The following is a 16,088-nucleotide window of genomic DNA, read 5'->3' on the forward strand; positions in this document are numbered from 1 at the left end:
CAGTATGGTCCTACTAAATTAAGTCACAAAATGAATTATATCAATAGTATAGCAAAGAGCCTGGGGATCCAGGCCTCTCAAGTTCAAAACACCGTAGAATTACTTGATGAAGGAGCAACCATGCCCTTTATCGCTCGTTATAGAAAGGAACGAACCGGTAGTTTAGATGAGGTGCAAATTGGGGATATAAAAGATGAACTTGCTCGATTAAAAGAGTTAGATAAGCGCCGAGGAAGCATTATCGAAGCGATTGAAAAACAAGATAAGCTTACCGATGAATTACGAGCTAAGATAAATGCTTGCATGCAACTTAATCAGTTAGAAGATATATACCTGCCATATAAGCTAAAGCGTAAAACTAGAGCTGTAAAAGCTAGAGATAAAGGTTTAGAGCCTTTGGCAAAGATTTTAATGTCTCAGAACGAAAATGATCCTGAATCTAGAGCTTCTCAGTTTTTAAACGATGAAGTTGCTGATGAGGATGAAGCTTTGCAAGGAGCTAGAGATATTATTGCAGAATGGATTAATGAGAATGAAACAGCTCGAAGCTCAGTTCGAAATATTTTTCAGCGACAAGCAACTATTCGTTGTAAGCTGATAAAAGGTAAAGAAGAGGAAGGCGTCAAGTTTAAAGATTACTTTGATTCTGAAGAGCCTCTTAAAAAATCAGCATCCCACCGATTGTTAGCTATGCGTCGTGGTGAGGCAGAAGGTATTCTTCGAGTTGCCATTGCACCCGAAGAAGAGGAAGTTTTGGATAGACTGTCACGAATTTTTGTGAAAGGTCAGACTTCATCTTCAAAGCAAGTTGAGTTAGCAGGAAAAGATGCTTACAAACGTCTGCTTAACCCATCAATTGAAACAGAGTTTGCCAAGAGTTCAAAAGAAGCTGCCGATATAGAAGCGATTCGCGTATTTGCAGAAAATTTGCGACAATTGTTGTTATCCTCTCCTTTAGGTCAGAAGCGTGTTTTGGCTATTGATCCTGGCTTTAGATCGGGGTGTAAGGTTGTTTGTTTAGATGCTCAAGGTAATCTGTTGCATAACGAGACTATTTACCCACATGCGCCACAAAACCAAGACAAAATGGCTGCTAGGAAGTTGATCAATATGGTTGAAACTTATAATATTCAAGCCATTGCAGTAGGGAACGGAACAGCCGGTCGTGAAACTGAGCGATTTGTAACCAATTTACATTACGATAGAAAAGTCCAGGTTTTTGTGGTGAGCGAAGCTGGAGCTTCAATTTACTCAGCCTCAAAGGTTGCACGAGAAGAATTTCCAGAATACGATGTAACGGTTCGTGGTGCGGTTTCCATTGGTCGTAGATTGATGGATCCTTTAGCAGAATTGGTGAAAATTGAACCGAAATCGATAGGCGTAGGGCAATATCAACACGATGTAGATCAGAATTTATTGCAACAAAGTCTCGATCAGGTTGTGGAGTCTTGTGTCAATAAGGTTGGTGTTAATCTGAATACAGCAAGTAAGCATTTACTGACTTATGTGTCAGGCTTAGGACCTCAGTTGGCTCAAAATATTGTAGATTATCGTTCTGACTTAGGTGCTTTTACTTCTCGTAAAGAGTTGATGAAGGTTAAAAGAATGGGAGCTAAGGCCTTTGAGCAGTGTGCTGGTTTCCTTCGTATTCAGAATGCTAAAAATCCATTAGATAACTCCGCAGTACATCCCGAAGCTTATGGCATAGTTAAAAGCATGGCGAAAGATCACAAATGCTCTGTAGAGGATTTGATTAATGATAAAGAAATTCGTTCTAAGATAAACTTGAATGATTATGCGACTTCAGAAGTTGGCTTACCTACTTTGAAGGATATTATGGAGGAGCTTGAAAAACCCGGTCGTGATCCACGTCAGGTGATTAAAGTTTTTCAATTTAAAGATGGAATATATAAAATTGAACAATTGGAATTGGGTATGGAGTTGCCAGGTATTGTGACCAATATCACTAACTTTGGAGCATTCGTAGATGTGGGAGTCAAGCAAGATGGTTTGGTTCATATTTCCCAATTGGCCAATCGCTTTGTATCTAACCCCGCGGATGTGGTTCAATTGCATCAGCACGTTAATGTGAAAATTACTGAGGTTGATGTGGCTCGAAAAAGAATTCAACTATCAATGAAAGACGTTGAGCAGTAGAGTCTAGATTTAAAAAGACGTGTAAACTTATAAATACATTTATTATGGATTTTAACGATCAGGATGTTATTATTGAATGTCCAAAATGCCAAGGAGAAATTGTAGTTAAGATTTTAGAAGTTACAAATCATCATACTGTTGCTTGCCCTGAGTGTGGCGCAAAAAATGATTTGTCGGCTAATGATTCTTCAGCAAAGTTAGGTATTCCTAAAACCCATTTACCTTTTGAAGGTTTAGGTGATTATATTGAAAAAGTTGAGAGTAAAAGAAAGAAATAATAAGAGATGATCATTGTTTTATTGATCATCAATAAGAACTATAAACAAAGAGCCTGTTCCACTGGAACAGGCTCTTTTTAGCGATTGAGAATTAGCGTCGATTAACATCTCCACCGCTAGAGGTATTTACGTCAACCTTAGCTGGGTTGCCATAATAACTTATATCGCCTCCAGAACTTGCTGAGGCGTCAATTTCTTCAGTAGCATTAACTGTTATATCAGCACCACTAGATGCTTTTGCTTTACAAACTTTAGCAGTTAATTCATGGGCATCTAAATCGCTACCACTACTTGCTTTTGCGTAAAAGTAATTTGCTGTCCCCCATAGGTCAGCATTAGCACCAGAACTTACAGAACATGAAAGTTTATCAGCATGTATGTCTAGTTTTGCATCAGCACCCGAACTAACTTCAACGTCTAACTCTTTAACTTTAAGTGTTGATTTTGTCTCAAAGTCGCAACCACTTGAGATATGAATCTCATTCACATCAACTAGAGTGATATATACCGACATGGCCTTAGCTCTGCGAATACGATCTTCAACTTTTACGACCAATTTACCTCCACGAACTTCGGTAATAATATTATCTTGAAGGTTCTCGTCTGTTTCAACTGTAATAGCTTCTTTATCACCTTGTACAACGAAAACATTTAGGCCAGTACCAGCTGAAATCGCTGTGAAATGGCCAACCTCTCTATCTTGCTTTACCAGATTCCCATTACCTTTTTCGCCTGAGAATTGCGCATTTATACATGATGTTGTTCCTAATACTAGTACCATTAGGAATAAACTAATTCTATTAAATTGTTTCATTTCATTTAAGTGTTAGTAGTGTGAAAATGTTAATCTGTCTATATGACGCTAAGTAGGTCCAAAAAGTTACAGATTTGTTGCTTTTAAAACTTAATTTTAAAAACTATGTTAACTTTAAGTGAGATTATTGGAATGTGAATCTGAAAATAAAATTCAAAAAAGTTAAATAAAATTGTCACAAATAATATCTAATTGCGACTAAGTATTAAAAGCAGATTGTTGGAGACCTTCGAGAAAATATATACGGATAATTATGAGGCTATGTTTCGTGTCGCACGAAAAATGGTTTACGATGGCGATGTTGTATCTGATATTGTACAGGAGGTATTTATTTACTTTTTCGATAAGGTAAATCGAGGCGAAAAAGTGCGCTACCCCAAAAGTTGGCTTTATAGAGCAACATACAATAAGTGTATTGACTATTGGAGAGAGAAGAAGCGATTTGAAAATATTGAATTGGTTGAAGCTTGTAATCTAGAAGATGAAAGTGATGATAATTTGGATGTTAAAGCAGCTCTTAATCAAGTTTTGGATAAGTTGAAACCTCAGGAAAGATTCTTAGTCGTTTTGTATAGCGAGGGTTTAACTTACAAGGAAATGGCTGAAGTTACAGATATGAAATTTTCATCAGTTGGTAAAACACTATCTAGAATATTAAAGAAAATAGAGATCGAATTAAAATGTCAATGTGATGAGCTGTATAACTAATGAGTTAATTCAAAAGTATATTGATGATGAAACAAATCTAGAGGAATCTATTTTTGTAAAGCATCATCTGGCTAATTGTGAGTTTTGCGAAAGTAAGCTGATCGCACAACAAAATTTGGCCATTGACATAAAAAGCACATTGAATTTATTAACTGAAAATACCATCAATATTCCTCCAATGATTCTACCTCTTCAGGTAAACAAGAGACGTCTTGTTTTGAAAAGGAGATTGATTTATGCTATGTCAGCTGCTTGTATTCTTTTATTTTTTGTCATGATTTTCCCGATTAACAGGGATTTGAAACAAAATGAAATAAGCATGTTGCAGAGTTCTGATGAGGATTACGATGCCAATTTACCTTTTAGCCAACAAAAGATGATTATCAATGTGGTTGACCCTACGGGTAAAGTGACTGAATTTCATGTAGAGTGAAATTCAAGAGAAAACTAAGCATTTGTTCAATTTAAAAATAACAAAATGAGAAGATTTGTATTTACAATACTACTTTCTGGAATTATAATGTCTGTGTCAGCACAGAACCTTATTGATATTTATAAAAAAGGAACTGTTAAATTAATCCCAGATACGGAATACGCTCAGAAGAACAATTGGAATCAGGTTTTTGAGACCTTTTACGATACCATCTATAATACCCCAATGGGCAATAGGAAATCGCTTAAATTATTACCTGATGGTTCTGTTATTGTGAATCATCAATATCGAAATTATTACAGCAAATTTTCAGCCAATGGAGAGTTTGTGAAAGAGTTTGGAATAAAAAATAGTAAGGGTAAACAATTCAAACGTATTGATCCAATAGAAGGTGTGATTAATAATAGCCTATTTACCAAATTGGATAATATGGGAAATATGGTATGCTGTGATTTTGAGGGAAATTACATTAAGACTTTAAAGCTTGATTATTCGTCTAGGCAGATGATCCCAATAAGTGACACAAAAATCGCCGTATTAGGTTGGGTTATTTGGAAAGATAGCTTTAGAGACTTTGTTTCGATAGTAGACTACGAAACTAATGAAGAGAAGGTAGTTTGGGAACATTTTACCGATAGATCCTTTGCTAAAGGACATACAACTATGTTTCAATACAGTTATACCTTTAAGGAAAGAGGTATGTTTTCTATTAATACAATGCCATTGACAAATGATAAAGGTTTAACATCTCATCCAAAAATTGCTGTTTCTGGCAAGGAATTAATTATTGCTATTCCTGATACAGGTGAAGTCATGGTTTATGATTTTGATGGTAAGTTAAAATCTAAAGATAAGATAGACTGGGCTCGTAATTACGTTTCAGTACAAGAGCAAAAAGAGATACAACAGAAGGCTATAGATAGATATAAGAGTATTAAAAATCCGATGTTTGCCAATTGGGTGTCACCAGAAGAGAATATGAGAGCTCTTAATAAGGTTGTAAAAGAAATGGAAGATGATCTTAAGAATATATCTAAGCCTTTAGCAGTACCCGTATTTTCTAATATTATAAAGGATTCTGATGGGAACTTATTGTTCTTCGAATTCCCGAAAGAGGTGAATGCTAATAAATTTAATGTTTGGATTTATAAAGAAGATGGTAAGTTTGTTAATCAGAGTAGTTTTATTTGTGATGACTATGACTTGCAAATTACACCTTCGAAAATGGTGTTTCGCGATGGTTACATTTATGCACTTCAAACATTGAAGAAAGCTTCAGGTGTTCCACTTCGTTTAGTTCGATTTAAGTTGACTAATTAGATAATAGAAAAGACCAGGAAGCTGGTCTTTTTCAATTATGCTTTGGGTAAGGTGAGGGTGAAAATACTGCCCTTACCTACTTCACTTTTCACATATAATTCAGCTCCAATTTTATCGCTAAGCAATTTAACAATGTATAAACCAAGCCCAGTAGATGGTTCTTCATTAGTTGGTCGGGTACTTAATTTTGAAAATTTCTTAAATAACAATGAAAGTTCGTCTTTAGGAATTCCCTTCCCTTCATCTATGAAATTGATGTTCAATTTAGTGTTTAAAATCTGAGTTTCAATAAAAACATTTTTCCCGGTAGGTGTGTATTTAATAGCATTAGAAAGTAAATTATCTGTAATTCTATTAAGTTCGCTGAAACTTGTAATGCAATATATTTTCAAGTTATTATTCGTAATTAATGTGATGTTTTTTTCATCAGCAATTGTTCTAAACTCATTAATTTTATTGGCTATAAACTCATTAATATCTATATCTTCAGTTTCTATTTGTTGACGATCACATTCTAGCTTATTCATTTCCAAAACATCACTAATCAATTGTTGAGCTGAATCAACCTGAGGTTTTAAAAGTGAGAAATATGTTTTCTGTTCTTCTGATAAATCACCAATTTTATCAATTAGATCAACAACAGATTCAATTCCTCCCAAGGGGTTTCTCAAATCGTGAGCCATGATACTCAGTAGTATATCCTTTTCATCAGCTAGTTCTTTCAATAAGATGTTTTGCTTCTCTAATTCTTCATTTTGAACCGTAATTTCTTCGTTATTAGCTTCCAGTTTTGATTGTTGATCTTCAATCTTGTTCTGGTAAGTTCTGATCTGTTTTGAAATGATAAAATATGAAATTGCTGAAATAACTATAGCAAAAAGGAAGCCTGCCCATAAAAGAGGACGTGATTTTGCTTTGGCATGCTTCTTTATCATATTGGCATCCTGATGAACTAGAATTTTATAGCCATGGTAGGTATGATTTATTCCAACAATAATATCAGAATACTTATTGCCAGGGTATTCGTAATAACCCATAAAAGGGTTGGATTTGAAAAACTCAGAATACTTTTGACTTTTATCTCTTTCAACGTTTAAGAATTGGGCTGAATTAATACTAACATTATTATCCGGCTTTAGCCCTGGTGCGGCAAGTAGAGTCCCTAAAGAATCAGCCATACAGATAAAACCTTTATTAGGCATTTTAAGCACTTCGGAAGTTTCTTGCACTAATTTAATGAAATCAGCTTTATTATCTGGTGAAATATTAGCCTTACTAAGCATATTTATAACAGACTCCCCAATAATAAGATTATCGTCAAGCGCTTGTTTTTTGAGGTTGTTAAAAACAATTTGTTCAACCCATAATGAATAGGCAAAAAAACCAAGTAAAAGTATAATGAATACACTGAGTGATAAGATGACTTGAAAACGATTCTTCATAGCAAAGTGGTTAATTACAATAAAAAATGTGAGCTGGCTGCAAAAATAACTAGTCAACTTAATTAAAATCGATAGGGTGATCTTCTTGAAAAGATAGGGAATTTAAGGGATATAAAATAATACCAAAAAAAAATGAGATTGGATTGGCAAAAATCACAAGCTTAAAAGATGTTATTTTTTTGTTTTTCTATTGACTTTGTTGTCTTTAGAAGTTTTCTATGTTTATCTTTGTACAAGCTCTTATAAAACTACAATTATGCTACCTAAATTTTTATTAGCGGATAATTCGCAAGAATTACCAGACACTTTGTTTATCATTCATACAAAGGAACCTCGTTGTATCATCGAATGTGATGTTGAGGATTTTAATTCTAGTCAAACTGTTTATTGGCTTGATGATGAACCAAAAGACAAGGACATTATTGAGGATGTTATGGATGAGGCTGAAACTTTCTATAATGATGAGTTAGAAAGTCAAGAAGACTTGTACGACGAAGAGTTTGAAGATTAATTCAATCGTTTTTTTCCGCCGATAATCTTACACAAATCATTTTGAATGGTAATAATGTGTGAGGTTTTCGGTGAATTAATGTTCCTAATCTTATGAAGAAAAAATTACAAAGATCATCGAATAAAATGGTTGCTGGCGTTTGTGCTGGAATCGCAGAATATCTAGGTTTAGATGTTACAGTTGTTCGTGTGGCTTATGTCTTACTTTCTATTTTTAGTGCAGGTTTTCCAGGCCTGATTGTTTATGTGATATTAATGTTCGTAATGCCCGATTATTACGAAGTCATGTAGACTGTTATTTTACTCTATACAACATTAGTGAATTCTTGCTGATGTATTCATATTTCCCTTACTATTAGTGTTTTGTTGTCCTGTTAAAGTGGTGGGATATTTTGCCGTTAAAAAAAACACCTTTTTTTTTAGGCTTCTACTATTTTGGATGGATTTTTATTATACTTTTGCATCGATTTTGAGAAAAGGAAATGTTTTCTAAGCCTTGTCAATCAAGTATTTTAGAAGATATTTATCATGTTCCTTTTAACTTAAATCGTAACAAGCTTTAAACAACAAACACCAGAACGAATGAGAATTTTTAGAAGTTTGCTATTGTTATCAATGGCAGTCTTATTGACTTTTAATGCACAAGCAAATGACGAGTCAAAAAAAACGGATGTATCACTAAGTGTTGATGTGGTAAGTCGACATGTATGGCGTGCACGTTTCTCTGGAAATGCACCTTGTATTGAACCAACATTGAATTTCCAAACGGGTAAATTCTCTTATGGGGTTTGGGGATCGTATGCTCTTGACGAAACTTATCAAGAGGTTGACTTTTATGTGAGCTACAATACGCCTCTTTTTGAATTCAGTCTTTACGATTTTTATTGTCCAAATGTAGATTTTGAAGATTCAAAATTCTTTGATTTCGATAGTGATAAAAGTGTTCACTTTTTTGATGCTGTAGCTAAATATAAAGGGTGCGAAAAGTTTCCTATTTCAATAATGACTTCTGTTTTGTTTTACGGAGAATTCGATCGTGATGCCGATAAGAATCAGCGCTATTCAACCTATGTAGAATTGGGGTATTCTAATTTTATTGGAGGCAAGAAAGTTGCCTGGGCTATGGGAATGACTCCGAGTAAAGGTTACTATGCTGATGAAATGAATGTGGTGAATATGAGTATGACTGTGTATGACCAGATCAAGTTTAGTGAGCAATATTCTTTGCCTGTACGTGCAGGTGTTAGTTTAAATCCTGTTCAAGAAAAATTACTTTTTAGCCTTGCTTTTACTCTATAAGTAAATTAAGATATCAAATATTTGAGAGCCCTACTGGATTATTTCAGTAGGTTTTTTTTTGCCTGTGGGAGAATGTTATAGTCTTATAAAGCCATAGTTCAGACTAATACCTATAATGTTCCTAATATTTAAAAAATCATATTAGAATTGATGAGAATAACTAAAAGCATGCTATTATTTTTGGTAGCTACCTTACTCGTTTTTAATGTAAACGCTGGTGAAAAATTAGAGAAAACGAATGTGTCACAAAGCATAAAAGTCGTAAGCCGACATGTCGTGAGAGGTTTTTTTACTGGAAATTCCCCATGTATAGAACCAAGTCTAAATTTTCAAACGGAAAAAATAACGATTGGAGTTTGGGGAGCTTATGCCTTCGACGCATCATATAGCGAAGTTGATTTTTATGTGCAATATAACACGCCATTGTTTCAATTTAGTGTTACTAGTTTATATAACCCTAGACAAGATTTTGAGAACTCCGATTTTTTTGATTTTGAGAGTGAAGAAAGTGTTCACTTTTTAGATGCAATTGCAAAATACAAGGGGTGTGAGAAATTTCCAATTTCTATAATGACATCTGTGATGTTTTACGGAGAATATGATCGCGATGCCAATAATAATCAGCGTTATTCGACATATATGGAATTGGGGTATTCTAAGTTTATTGGCGGTAAAAAGGTAGCCTGGGCTTTAGGTTTAACGCCACGTAAAGGTTTTTATGCTGACAAAATGAATGTCGTAAACATGAATATGAGCGTTTTTGATGAGATCAAATTAAATGAGCAGTATTCTTTACCTGTAAGTGCAGGGCTTAGCTTAAACCCAGTTACAGAACGCTTATTATTTAACTTTGCATTTACTTTATAAGTTCATGAAATATTTGAAAGCTTATTGATTCATTTCAATTGGCTTTCTATTTTTAATACTTTATTGCTGAGTGTTTAAGTCGATTACTAAAAATAGATGTTATTTGCTGCATCCTTTTAATCTTGTGGTAACAGAGTAAACCATATATGCTCCATATTAGGAAAATAACTAAGTCGAAATGCATCCAAATTTTAAATTTCCATAAGTAGCAAACACCTCCTATAATACTTAGTGAAACCAATAAAACGTTCATCATAGTCATATTCTTAGCTTTTAATTCATTTTCGAATTCAGCATTGACAGAATCAGGAAGGGATGATTGAAAATCTGTTTTCTGGTTTAAAACTTGCTTAAGATATACTTTGTGTTTTTTTAGCGTAATATATTTTCCATAGCCATATATTTTTAATAGAAATATAAGAGTACATAAATAGAATAGTCCAGAATTCATCCATTTCTCACTAAATATAGATATCTGCATAGAGCTTAATAGAGCGAGTATAATTCCAAATATCAAAAAGAAGATTGAAATGTAATACATAAATGTGATGCCGAGCTTTTGTTGCTCACTTTGTATCAAGTAACTGGAGGTATCTTGCTCAATCAACTTTATTCTATTCTCTATAAGCTTTTCTAAAGTCATCTCTCTGTTGTGCTTAATTTATAAAATGTTAACTAATTTATAAATTAAATACAATTTACACAAGATGAAATTATATTTTTTACAACAGAATGATATTATTTTTCGTAGAAATGCATATCCTTAATATATTGGTACGCTGGAGATGGAAGAAAGAAAGGAATTTCTTTTTTTTCTTTGATTGCCTGACGAATAAAACTGGAAGAAACTTCCATTAGTGGAGCTGGAACAATATGAATCGTTCCTTGTAAATTGACATCTTCATCCTTAAAACCTGGGCGAGGATAGACATAAAGCTCATGATTCTCTAGTAAAAGCTCGTGATTTTTCCACTTGGTGAAATTGTTCAAGTTGTCAGAGCCAACAATTAAAGAGAATTGATGTTTGCTATGCTTTTCTCTTAGGTAACTGAGTGTGTCAATCGTGAATGAGGGTTGTGGTAAATCGAACTCAATGTTTGAAGCTTTAAATTGAGGATAGGCCTCAATGGATAGCTTTACTAGCTCTAATCGGTGGTAATCGGCTAAGAGACTAGCTTTATTTTTCAGAGGATTATGGGGACTAACAACAAACCAAATTTCTTCTAAATCGGTGTATTCAGCCATAAAGTTAGCAATAGCCAAATGTCCAATATGAATCGGGTTAAATGATCCAAAGAAAAGTCCAATTTTCATAATCTATCTAATGTGTGTTGTTCGTTGTGAAAAACCGTGAAATATGAATAAGACATAAATCACGGTTTAAAATCAATATTTATTTTAGAAATTTTGTCAAAGTTTCTTCAGCTTCGTTTAATGCATCTTCAAGTTTATCGTTGATGATAATCGTATCGAAGCGTTTGGCATAACTCAGTTCATAAATAAATTTATCAACTCGGTTTCGGATGACTTCTTCGCTATCGGTAGAACGTCCTCTCAATCTATTTTCTAGTTCTTCAACTGAAGGAGGTTGAATAAAAACAGCAAGAGCTTTGTCTTCGTAATATTTTTTGATATTAAGTCCACCAACAACATCAACATCGAATATGACATTGTTTCCATTTGTAGTAATACGATCAACTTCGCTTTTGAGTGTGCCGTAAAAACAGCCTTTGTAAACTTCTTCCCACTCTAAAAAATCATCCTTGCTAATTCTATTTTGGAAATCTTCATTACTTAAAAAATGGTAATCTTTACCATCAATCTCGTTAGGTCTCATCGGACGATTTGTTGCCGAAATAGAGAACTCTAATTTGAAATCTTTTGTCAGTAGGTGCTTAACGATAGTCGTTTTTCCAGCTCCACTAGGAGCAGAAAATATAAGGAGTTTGCCAGACATTTTTATGATATAATAATCCCGAACTTAATCGGGATATGAATATTTGATATTTCTTAATAGGATACGCTAATCTTGATTAAAGTACGTTCAATAATTGTTCTTTAATCTTTTCTAATTCGTCTTTCATTTGAATGACAATTTTCTGAAGATTAGTATCATTTGCTTTTGAACCTAGGGTGTTGATTTCACGACCAATTTCTTGTGCAATAAAACCTAATTTTTTACCTATTGATTCTTTGGTTTGAGCCGTTTCAATAAAGTACTTACAGTGATTGGCCAGACGTACTTTTTCCTCAGTAACATCAAACTTTTCAAGATAATAAATCATTTCTTGCTCAAAACGATTCTTATCGATGTGTTGTTTCTCAACAAATTCGTTTAGGTTATCGTTAATCCTTGTTTTGATTGTTTTAATTCTGTCTTCTTCGAATTGAGGAACTTGTGCAAGTAAGTTTTCAATATTGTAGATTCTAGAGAAAATATCTTCTTCAAGGGCAGATCCTTCCTGAGCTCTAAATTTGTTCAGCTCAGTAATAGCCTCTTGAGCACCTTTATGTATCAATTCCCATTCGTTTTCATCCAAAGCTTGATATTCAACTTTTAATGTGTCTGGTAGTTTGATGATTGTATTTAGTAAAGGCTCATTATCAATAGAGATGTTTAATTTATTCGATAAATCTTGAAGCTGACGGTAGTAGGCTTCAACGATTGGTTGGTTAATTTTGGTCTCTTTTTCAGAACCAACACTTTCAATAAAGATTGAAAGTTCAACCTTACCACGCTCTAGCTGTTTTTTGATATCATTACGAAGAACCAAGTCTTTTTCCTTATACAGGTTTGGAATTCGTGTGAAGATATCTAGCTGTTTGCTGTTAAGGGATTTTATTTCGATGGAAACTTTTTTGTTTTCCAATTCAAGAGTGGCTTTTCCGAAGCCCGTCATTGATGTTAGCATAGTAGCGAAAGTTGATTTTTGCAAAGTTAAGCCTTTGAGTGCCATTTGCAAATTGACGATAGACTAAGTTACTGTATCTAGTCCATATCTGTGATAAATAATGACTTTATTAGTTCGTAACTGCTTTCGTTTTCCATTTACCAGTTCGGTAATAGATGTACGAAAAGCTCATTCCAATAACCCATCCCATTGGAATTGACCACCAAATACCATCTGATCCAATTTTACCGGATAAGAAATAAGCAGCAGGAATTCTGATAATCCAAAGTGAAAATAAAGTAATAAACATTGGGATAAGTGTATCTCCAGCACCTCGTAAAACACCATGAATAGTAAACATGGATGAGAAAACAAGATAGAATGAACTTACAATGATTAAGTAGTTTTGACCAATTTCGATAACTTGAGCATCTGTTGTAAACATTCTCATTAAGTCACCTCCAAAAATAACGATCAAAGCCGTCATAGCTAGGCAAAATATATTTGACATGATAAAGGTAGCCTTGAATCCTTGTTTTACTCTCTCAATTTTATTGGCACCTAAATTTTGTCCGACAAATGCAGAAACCGCTTGAGAAAAGTTCATCGCAGGCAGCATTGCCAATGAATCTATGCGGCCAGCGGCTGTATATGCAGCAATAACATCAGTCCCAAAAGTATTCACGATTCCGAGTAAGGCCATCATTCCTACCGCTACAAAGGTGTGCTGCAAACCAGAAGGTAAGCCAATCTTTAAACTTTTATAAAATAAATCTTTATCAAATCGAAGTTTAGCAAAAGAAAACTTCATGATTTTGTGTGTGCTATTCAGATACAGAAGCGCCGTTATAAAAGCAACGCCTTGAGCAATTACTGTTGCCCATGCAGCGCCAGCAATTCCCCATTTAAACACCATTACAAATAGTAAATCTAATATGATATTTAAAACGGATGATAAGATTAGAAAATAGAGTGGTGTTTTAGAATCTCCAAGACCTCGAAGTACAGAACTGGTACCATTAAATCCAAAGAAGAGAATCATTCCAGCCATGTAGATATTCAGGTAGGTAGTCGCTTGGGGTATAAGTTCCTCAGGTAACTGAAGTAATCTGAATAAACCTTCGCTAAAAATGATGCCAAGTATTGATATTAGGAATCCGGCAACAAACAAAAAGATGTACATGGTATCAATTGATCGTTTTACGCGATCAATATCTTTAGCACCATAGAATTGTGATATGACGATTGTGAAACCTGAACCGATACCTATCAATAATGCAATAAGTGTAAATATGATTGGAAATGAAGCTCCCACCGATGCTAAAGCTTCTTTGCCAAGAACTTTTCCAACAATAATACTATCAACAATATTGTAAAGTTGTTGAAATACATTGCCCAAAAGCATGGGGAGCGTAAAATTAAATATATGGCGAGCTACGTTTCCAGTAGTGAAGTCTTTCATTGGAAAATTATTGGGTTACAAAGCTCCCAATTTAATTCGGAATCCCAAAATTTGATCCGACAAATTTAGAATTGATTAAAGTAAGAGGTTTGATCCAGGGTATTGTCTAAGTCTATATTGAAGAGCTCAGTTAAGATGTAGGTATAAGTTCTCAATCTGATAGAGTTTCTGTCTTAAATTTGTCAATATGATAAAAATATTGATTTTAGAAAGTAAGATAAATGTGAAAAGCTTAATGTGATTTACTGGATAGCCATTCAAGGAATATTACAATTCATAATAAAGATTTCAGAATGAATCACTTGTAAACAGGGCTGAGCCTTTTTTATATTTGGTGATCAGCTGTTTTTTTTTTATCTTTTTTTTTAAGAACAAGAATTGTTAAGTGTTTTGAGAATGATTTTTTCTCGTGACAGATATTCTAGTTATAGAAAAACAGGTTTTGCCACTTGAACTGTGTTTTAATTCAGATGTTGTGAAAGCCTGTGTCAAAATAAACATATACATCAATATTGCGAATTGTATTAATGCTAGATCTAACGAAAGAATCCTAGGAGCTTATGTCGAAAATATCACATTTGATTATTTTTTGTTTGCATCTCTTTTCGGTGCCTATATCATGTCATTAAACATTCAGCTTTTGTCGCAATGGAGACATAAGCGAAAATATGCCTTATTCCTTTCTCAGGAAATAATCTTTTTGTTCTTAGGGGACATAAAACGTGTTTGGACTTGCATGTTTGGGTTAATTAGCTTGTTGACATGTCCAATTCTAGTTGAAGTGAAATATTTTTAGTTTTGTGCCTCAAATAGAGGCAGGAGTAGTTCGCTTATAGCTTTATAATGAATGCTTGTTATCAAACCTCTCACTATATTTTTCAGTCAGATGAGGAGCGATATCAAAGTTAAAGTATCACTTCATTTTTAAGAGATACTATATTTTTTAGTAGAAATGAAATCTTAATATTCATTTAGATATGGCTACAATTTTATTTTCCAGGTTTAATGTGAGGGATTTAATAAAATCTCAACTAAAGATGCCATTTCTACTGTTGACGTTTTTTTTGTTTGCAGGCTATGTAAATCAAATTTATGCGAAAGATGCACTGATTATCAATAGAGGAATCGATCCGCTTTATTACGACGAATGCAATTTTAGGAATGTTGAGCTGGATGTGATTTTGGCCAATACAACAAGAGAAGCAGGCGACCTACCAGCAGCGGCTCAGCAGACCATTGCTACCGTAACTATTGATGATGTTTCCGGGAATGAAAATGATGGAGCTGTTATTTTCACTGCAACACTAGATTTTGAAGTAATAGGTGGCTTTACAGTCGATGTAAATACTACAGATGGAACTGCCACCACTGCTGATAGTGATTACACGGCAATAGTAGGTCAGACCTTAACTTTTGTAGGAACAGCAGGCGAAACACAAACTTTTACCTTATTGCCAACAGGAGATACTAAATTGGAGGCCAATGAGACCGTTTCAATAAGTATGGATAATTTGTTACCTACAGCACTTAGCGTTGATATAACAGATTCAGCAGACTTAACTATTACCAATGATGACAGCGTATCAGCAGCCTTGAGTGTGAGCACTCAAGGTAATGAAGATGCCCCAACGGATATTGTTTATACGGTAACTTTAAGCAGCCCAAACAATACAGGATCACCAATTACTTTCGATATTGATGATGCAGGTTCAGGAACAGCCACCAGCGGGAGCGACTACACCGCCATTGCGGCTGCTGCAACAATAACTGTTGCCGACGGATCTTCTACAGGAACATTCACAGTATTGGTAATCGACGATGGCCTATTGGAAACTACCGAAACCGTCATTGCAACAATCAGTAACCCAAGCAATGGTTCTGTAAGCATTAACACAGCCAGTGCTACT

Annotated in this window: 17 protein-coding genes; 10 read left to right on the plus strand and 7 right to left on the minus strand. The window is 34.3% G+C overall.

Going from position 1 to position 16,088, the window contains the following annotated elements:
* The first annotated feature begins 30 nt into the window (after positions 1 to 30).
* Together ACXR6G_RS15685 and ACXR6G_RS15690 are read left to right on the plus strand one after the other, a co-directional pair.
* Positions 31 to 2,157 (plus strand): Tex family protein, encoded by a 2,127-nt coding sequence (locus ACXR6G_RS15685; protein ID WP_458362388.1) that lies wholly within the window; start codon positions 31 to 33, stop codon positions 2,155 to 2,157.
* Positions 2,158 to 2,201: 44 nt separating this feature from the next.
* Complete coding sequence (locus ACXR6G_RS15690; protein WP_458362389.1) at positions 2,202 to 2,435, plus strand: hypothetical protein; 234 nt, start codon at positions 2,202 to 2,204, stop codon at positions 2,433 to 2,435.
* A 91-nt stretch (positions 2,436 to 2,526) separates the two neighbouring features.
* Here ACXR6G_RS15690 and ACXR6G_RS15695 read toward each other — a convergent pair whose 3' ends face one another.
* Complete coding sequence (locus ACXR6G_RS15695; RefSeq protein WP_458362390.1) at positions 2,527 to 3,249, minus strand: head GIN domain-containing protein; 723 nt, start codon at positions 3,247 to 3,249, stop codon at positions 2,527 to 2,529.
* 219 nt (positions 3,250 to 3,468) lie between these two features.
* Here ACXR6G_RS15695 and ACXR6G_RS15700 point away from each other — a divergent pair, with 219 nt between their 5' ends.
* From ACXR6G_RS15700 to ACXR6G_RS15710, 3 genes are read left to right on the plus strand one after another with little or no spacing between them, the layout of a single operon-like run.
* Positions 3,469 to 3,957 (plus strand): RNA polymerase sigma factor, encoded by a 489-nt coding sequence (locus ACXR6G_RS15700; RefSeq protein ID WP_458362391.1) that lies wholly within the window; start codon positions 3,469 to 3,471, stop codon positions 3,955 to 3,957.
* Positions 3,941 to 4,390, plus strand: coding sequence for a zf-HC2 domain-containing protein (locus ACXR6G_RS15705; protein WP_458362392.1), 450 nt, complete (start codon positions 3,941 to 3,943; stop codon positions 4,388 to 4,390). The genes ACXR6G_RS15700 and ACXR6G_RS15705 overlap by 17 nt, the downstream gene beginning before the upstream one ends.
* Positions 4,391 to 4,435: 45 nt before the next feature.
* Entirely contained in the window at positions 4,436 to 5,710 is a 1,275-nt protein-coding gene (locus ACXR6G_RS15710) for a hypothetical protein (protein ID WP_458362393.1), read from the plus strand.
* Between the two features lie 35 nt (positions 5,711 to 5,745).
* Here the strand turns inward: ACXR6G_RS15710 and ACXR6G_RS15715 are convergent, their stop codons facing one another.
* A complete protein-coding gene (locus ACXR6G_RS15715; RefSeq protein ID WP_458362394.1) occupies positions 5,746 to 7,152 on the minus strand; it encodes a sensor histidine kinase in 1,407 nt (468 codons plus the stop codon).
* Positions 7,153 to 7,408: 256 nt separating this feature from the next.
* On the opposite strand from ACXR6G_RS15715, the gene ACXR6G_RS15720 reads away from it, so the two are divergent.
* The 4 genes from ACXR6G_RS15720 to ACXR6G_RS15735 all read left to right on the plus strand — a co-directional run bounded on the left by ACXR6G_RS15720 (position 7,409) and on the right by ACXR6G_RS15735 (position 9,828).
* On the plus strand, positions 7,409 to 7,663 hold the full coding sequence (locus tag ACXR6G_RS15720) for a hypothetical protein (RefSeq protein ID WP_458362395.1): 255 nt from the start codon (positions 7,409 to 7,411) through the stop codon (positions 7,661 to 7,663).
* 92 nt (positions 7,664 to 7,755) lie between these two features.
* Entirely contained in the window at positions 7,756 to 7,953 is a 198-nt protein-coding gene (locus ACXR6G_RS15725; protein WP_458362396.1) for a PspC domain-containing protein, read from the plus strand.
* 291 nt (positions 7,954 to 8,244) lie between these two features.
* A complete protein-coding gene (locus ACXR6G_RS15730; protein ID WP_458362397.1) occupies positions 8,245 to 8,961 on the plus strand; it encodes a hypothetical protein in 717 nt (238 codons plus the stop codon).
* 150 nt (positions 8,962 to 9,111) lie between these two features.
* A complete protein-coding gene (locus tag ACXR6G_RS15735; protein ID WP_458362398.1) occupies positions 9,112 to 9,828 on the plus strand; it encodes a hypothetical protein in 717 nt (238 codons plus the stop codon).
* 52 nt (positions 9,829 to 9,880) lie between these two features.
* On the opposite strand, the gene ACXR6G_RS15740 is transcribed toward ACXR6G_RS15735, so the two are convergent.
* The 5 genes from ACXR6G_RS15740 to ACXR6G_RS15760 all read right to left on the minus strand — a co-directional run bounded on the left by ACXR6G_RS15740 (position 9,881) and on the right by ACXR6G_RS15760 (position 14,181).
* Positions 9,881 to 10,471: a hypothetical protein gene (locus ACXR6G_RS15740; RefSeq protein WP_458362399.1), complete on the minus strand. Its 591-nt coding sequence runs from the start codon at positions 10,469 to 10,471 to the stop codon at positions 9,881 to 9,883.
* A 95-nt stretch (positions 10,472 to 10,566) separates the two neighbouring features.
* Positions 10,567 to 11,142, minus strand: coding sequence for a nicotinate (nicotinamide) nucleotide adenylyltransferase (nadD, locus tag ACXR6G_RS15745; RefSeq protein ID WP_458362400.1), 576 nt, complete (start codon positions 11,140 to 11,142; stop codon positions 10,567 to 10,569).
* A gap of 79 nt (positions 11,143 to 11,221) precedes the next feature.
* Positions 11,222 to 11,785, minus strand: coding sequence for a guanylate kinase (gmk, locus tag ACXR6G_RS15750; protein WP_458362401.1), 564 nt, complete (start codon positions 11,783 to 11,785; stop codon positions 11,222 to 11,224).
* A gap of 76 nt (positions 11,786 to 11,861) precedes the next feature.
* Complete coding sequence (locus ACXR6G_RS15755; RefSeq protein ID WP_458362402.1) at positions 11,862 to 12,740, minus strand: YicC/YloC family endoribonuclease; 879 nt, start codon at positions 12,738 to 12,740, stop codon at positions 11,862 to 11,864.
* Between the two features lie 109 nt (positions 12,741 to 12,849).
* Positions 12,850 to 14,181, minus strand: coding sequence for an MATE family efflux transporter (locus ACXR6G_RS15760; RefSeq protein WP_458362403.1), 1,332 nt, complete (start codon positions 14,179 to 14,181; stop codon positions 12,850 to 12,852).
* 1,037 nt (positions 14,182 to 15,218) lie between these two features.
* Here ACXR6G_RS15760 and ACXR6G_RS15765 point away from each other — a divergent pair.
* Positions 15,219 to 16,088 (plus strand): Calx-beta domain-containing protein (locus ACXR6G_RS15765; protein WP_458362404.1); only part of this gene is annotated, 870 nt, incomplete at its 3' end.

The organism is Ancylomarina sp. YFZ004, from assembly GCF_054254355.1.

Coding starts and splice junctions, on each gene's coding strand:
- ACXR6G_RS15695 (WP_458362390.1), bottom strand. CDS start 3,249: ATGAAACAATTTAATAGAATTAGTTTATTCCTAATGGTACTAGTATTA.
- ACXR6G_RS15730 (WP_458362397.1), top strand. CDS start 8,245: ATGAGAATTTTTAGAAGTTTGCTATTGTTATCAATGGCAGTCTTATTG.
- ACXR6G_RS15725 (WP_458362396.1), top strand. CDS start 7,756: ATGAAGAAAAAATTACAAAGATCATCGAATAAAATGGTTGCTGGCGTT.
- gmk (WP_458362401.1), bottom strand. CDS start 11,785: ATGTCTGGCAAACTCCTTATATTTTCTGCTCCTAGTGGAGCTGGAAAA.
- nadD (WP_458362400.1), bottom strand. CDS start 11,142: ATGAAAATTGGACTTTTCTTTGGATCATTTAACCCGATTCATATTGGA.
- ACXR6G_RS15690 (WP_458362389.1), top strand. CDS start 2,202: ATGGATTTTAACGATCAGGATGTTATTATTGAATGTCCAAAATGCCAA.
- ACXR6G_RS15740 (WP_458362399.1), bottom strand. CDS start 10,471: ATGACTTTAGAAAAGCTTATAGAGAATAGAATAAAGTTGATTGAGCAA.
- ACXR6G_RS15685 (WP_458362388.1), top strand. CDS start 31: ATGAATTATATCAATAGTATAGCAAAGAGCCTGGGGATCCAGGCCTCT.
- ACXR6G_RS15760 (WP_458362403.1), bottom strand. CDS start 14,181: ATGAAAGACTTCACTACTGGAAACGTAGCTCGCCATATATTTAATTTT.
- ACXR6G_RS15710 (WP_458362393.1), top strand. CDS start 4,436: ATGAGAAGATTTGTATTTACAATACTACTTTCTGGAATTATAATGTCT.
- ACXR6G_RS15705 (WP_458362392.1), top strand. CDS start 3,941: ATGAGCTGTATAACTAATGAGTTAATTCAAAAGTATATTGATGATGAA.
- ACXR6G_RS15720 (WP_458362395.1), top strand. CDS start 7,409: ATGCTACCTAAATTTTTATTAGCGGATAATTCGCAAGAATTACCAGAC.
- ACXR6G_RS15735 (WP_458362398.1), top strand. CDS start 9,112: ATGAGAATAACTAAAAGCATGCTATTATTTTTGGTAGCTACCTTACTC.
- ACXR6G_RS15755 (WP_458362402.1), bottom strand. CDS start 12,740: ATGCTAACATCAATGACGGGCTTCGGAAAAGCCACTCTTGAATTGGAA.
- ACXR6G_RS15715 (WP_458362394.1), bottom strand. CDS start 7,152: ATGAAGAATCGTTTTCAAGTCATCTTATCACTCAGTGTATTCATTATA.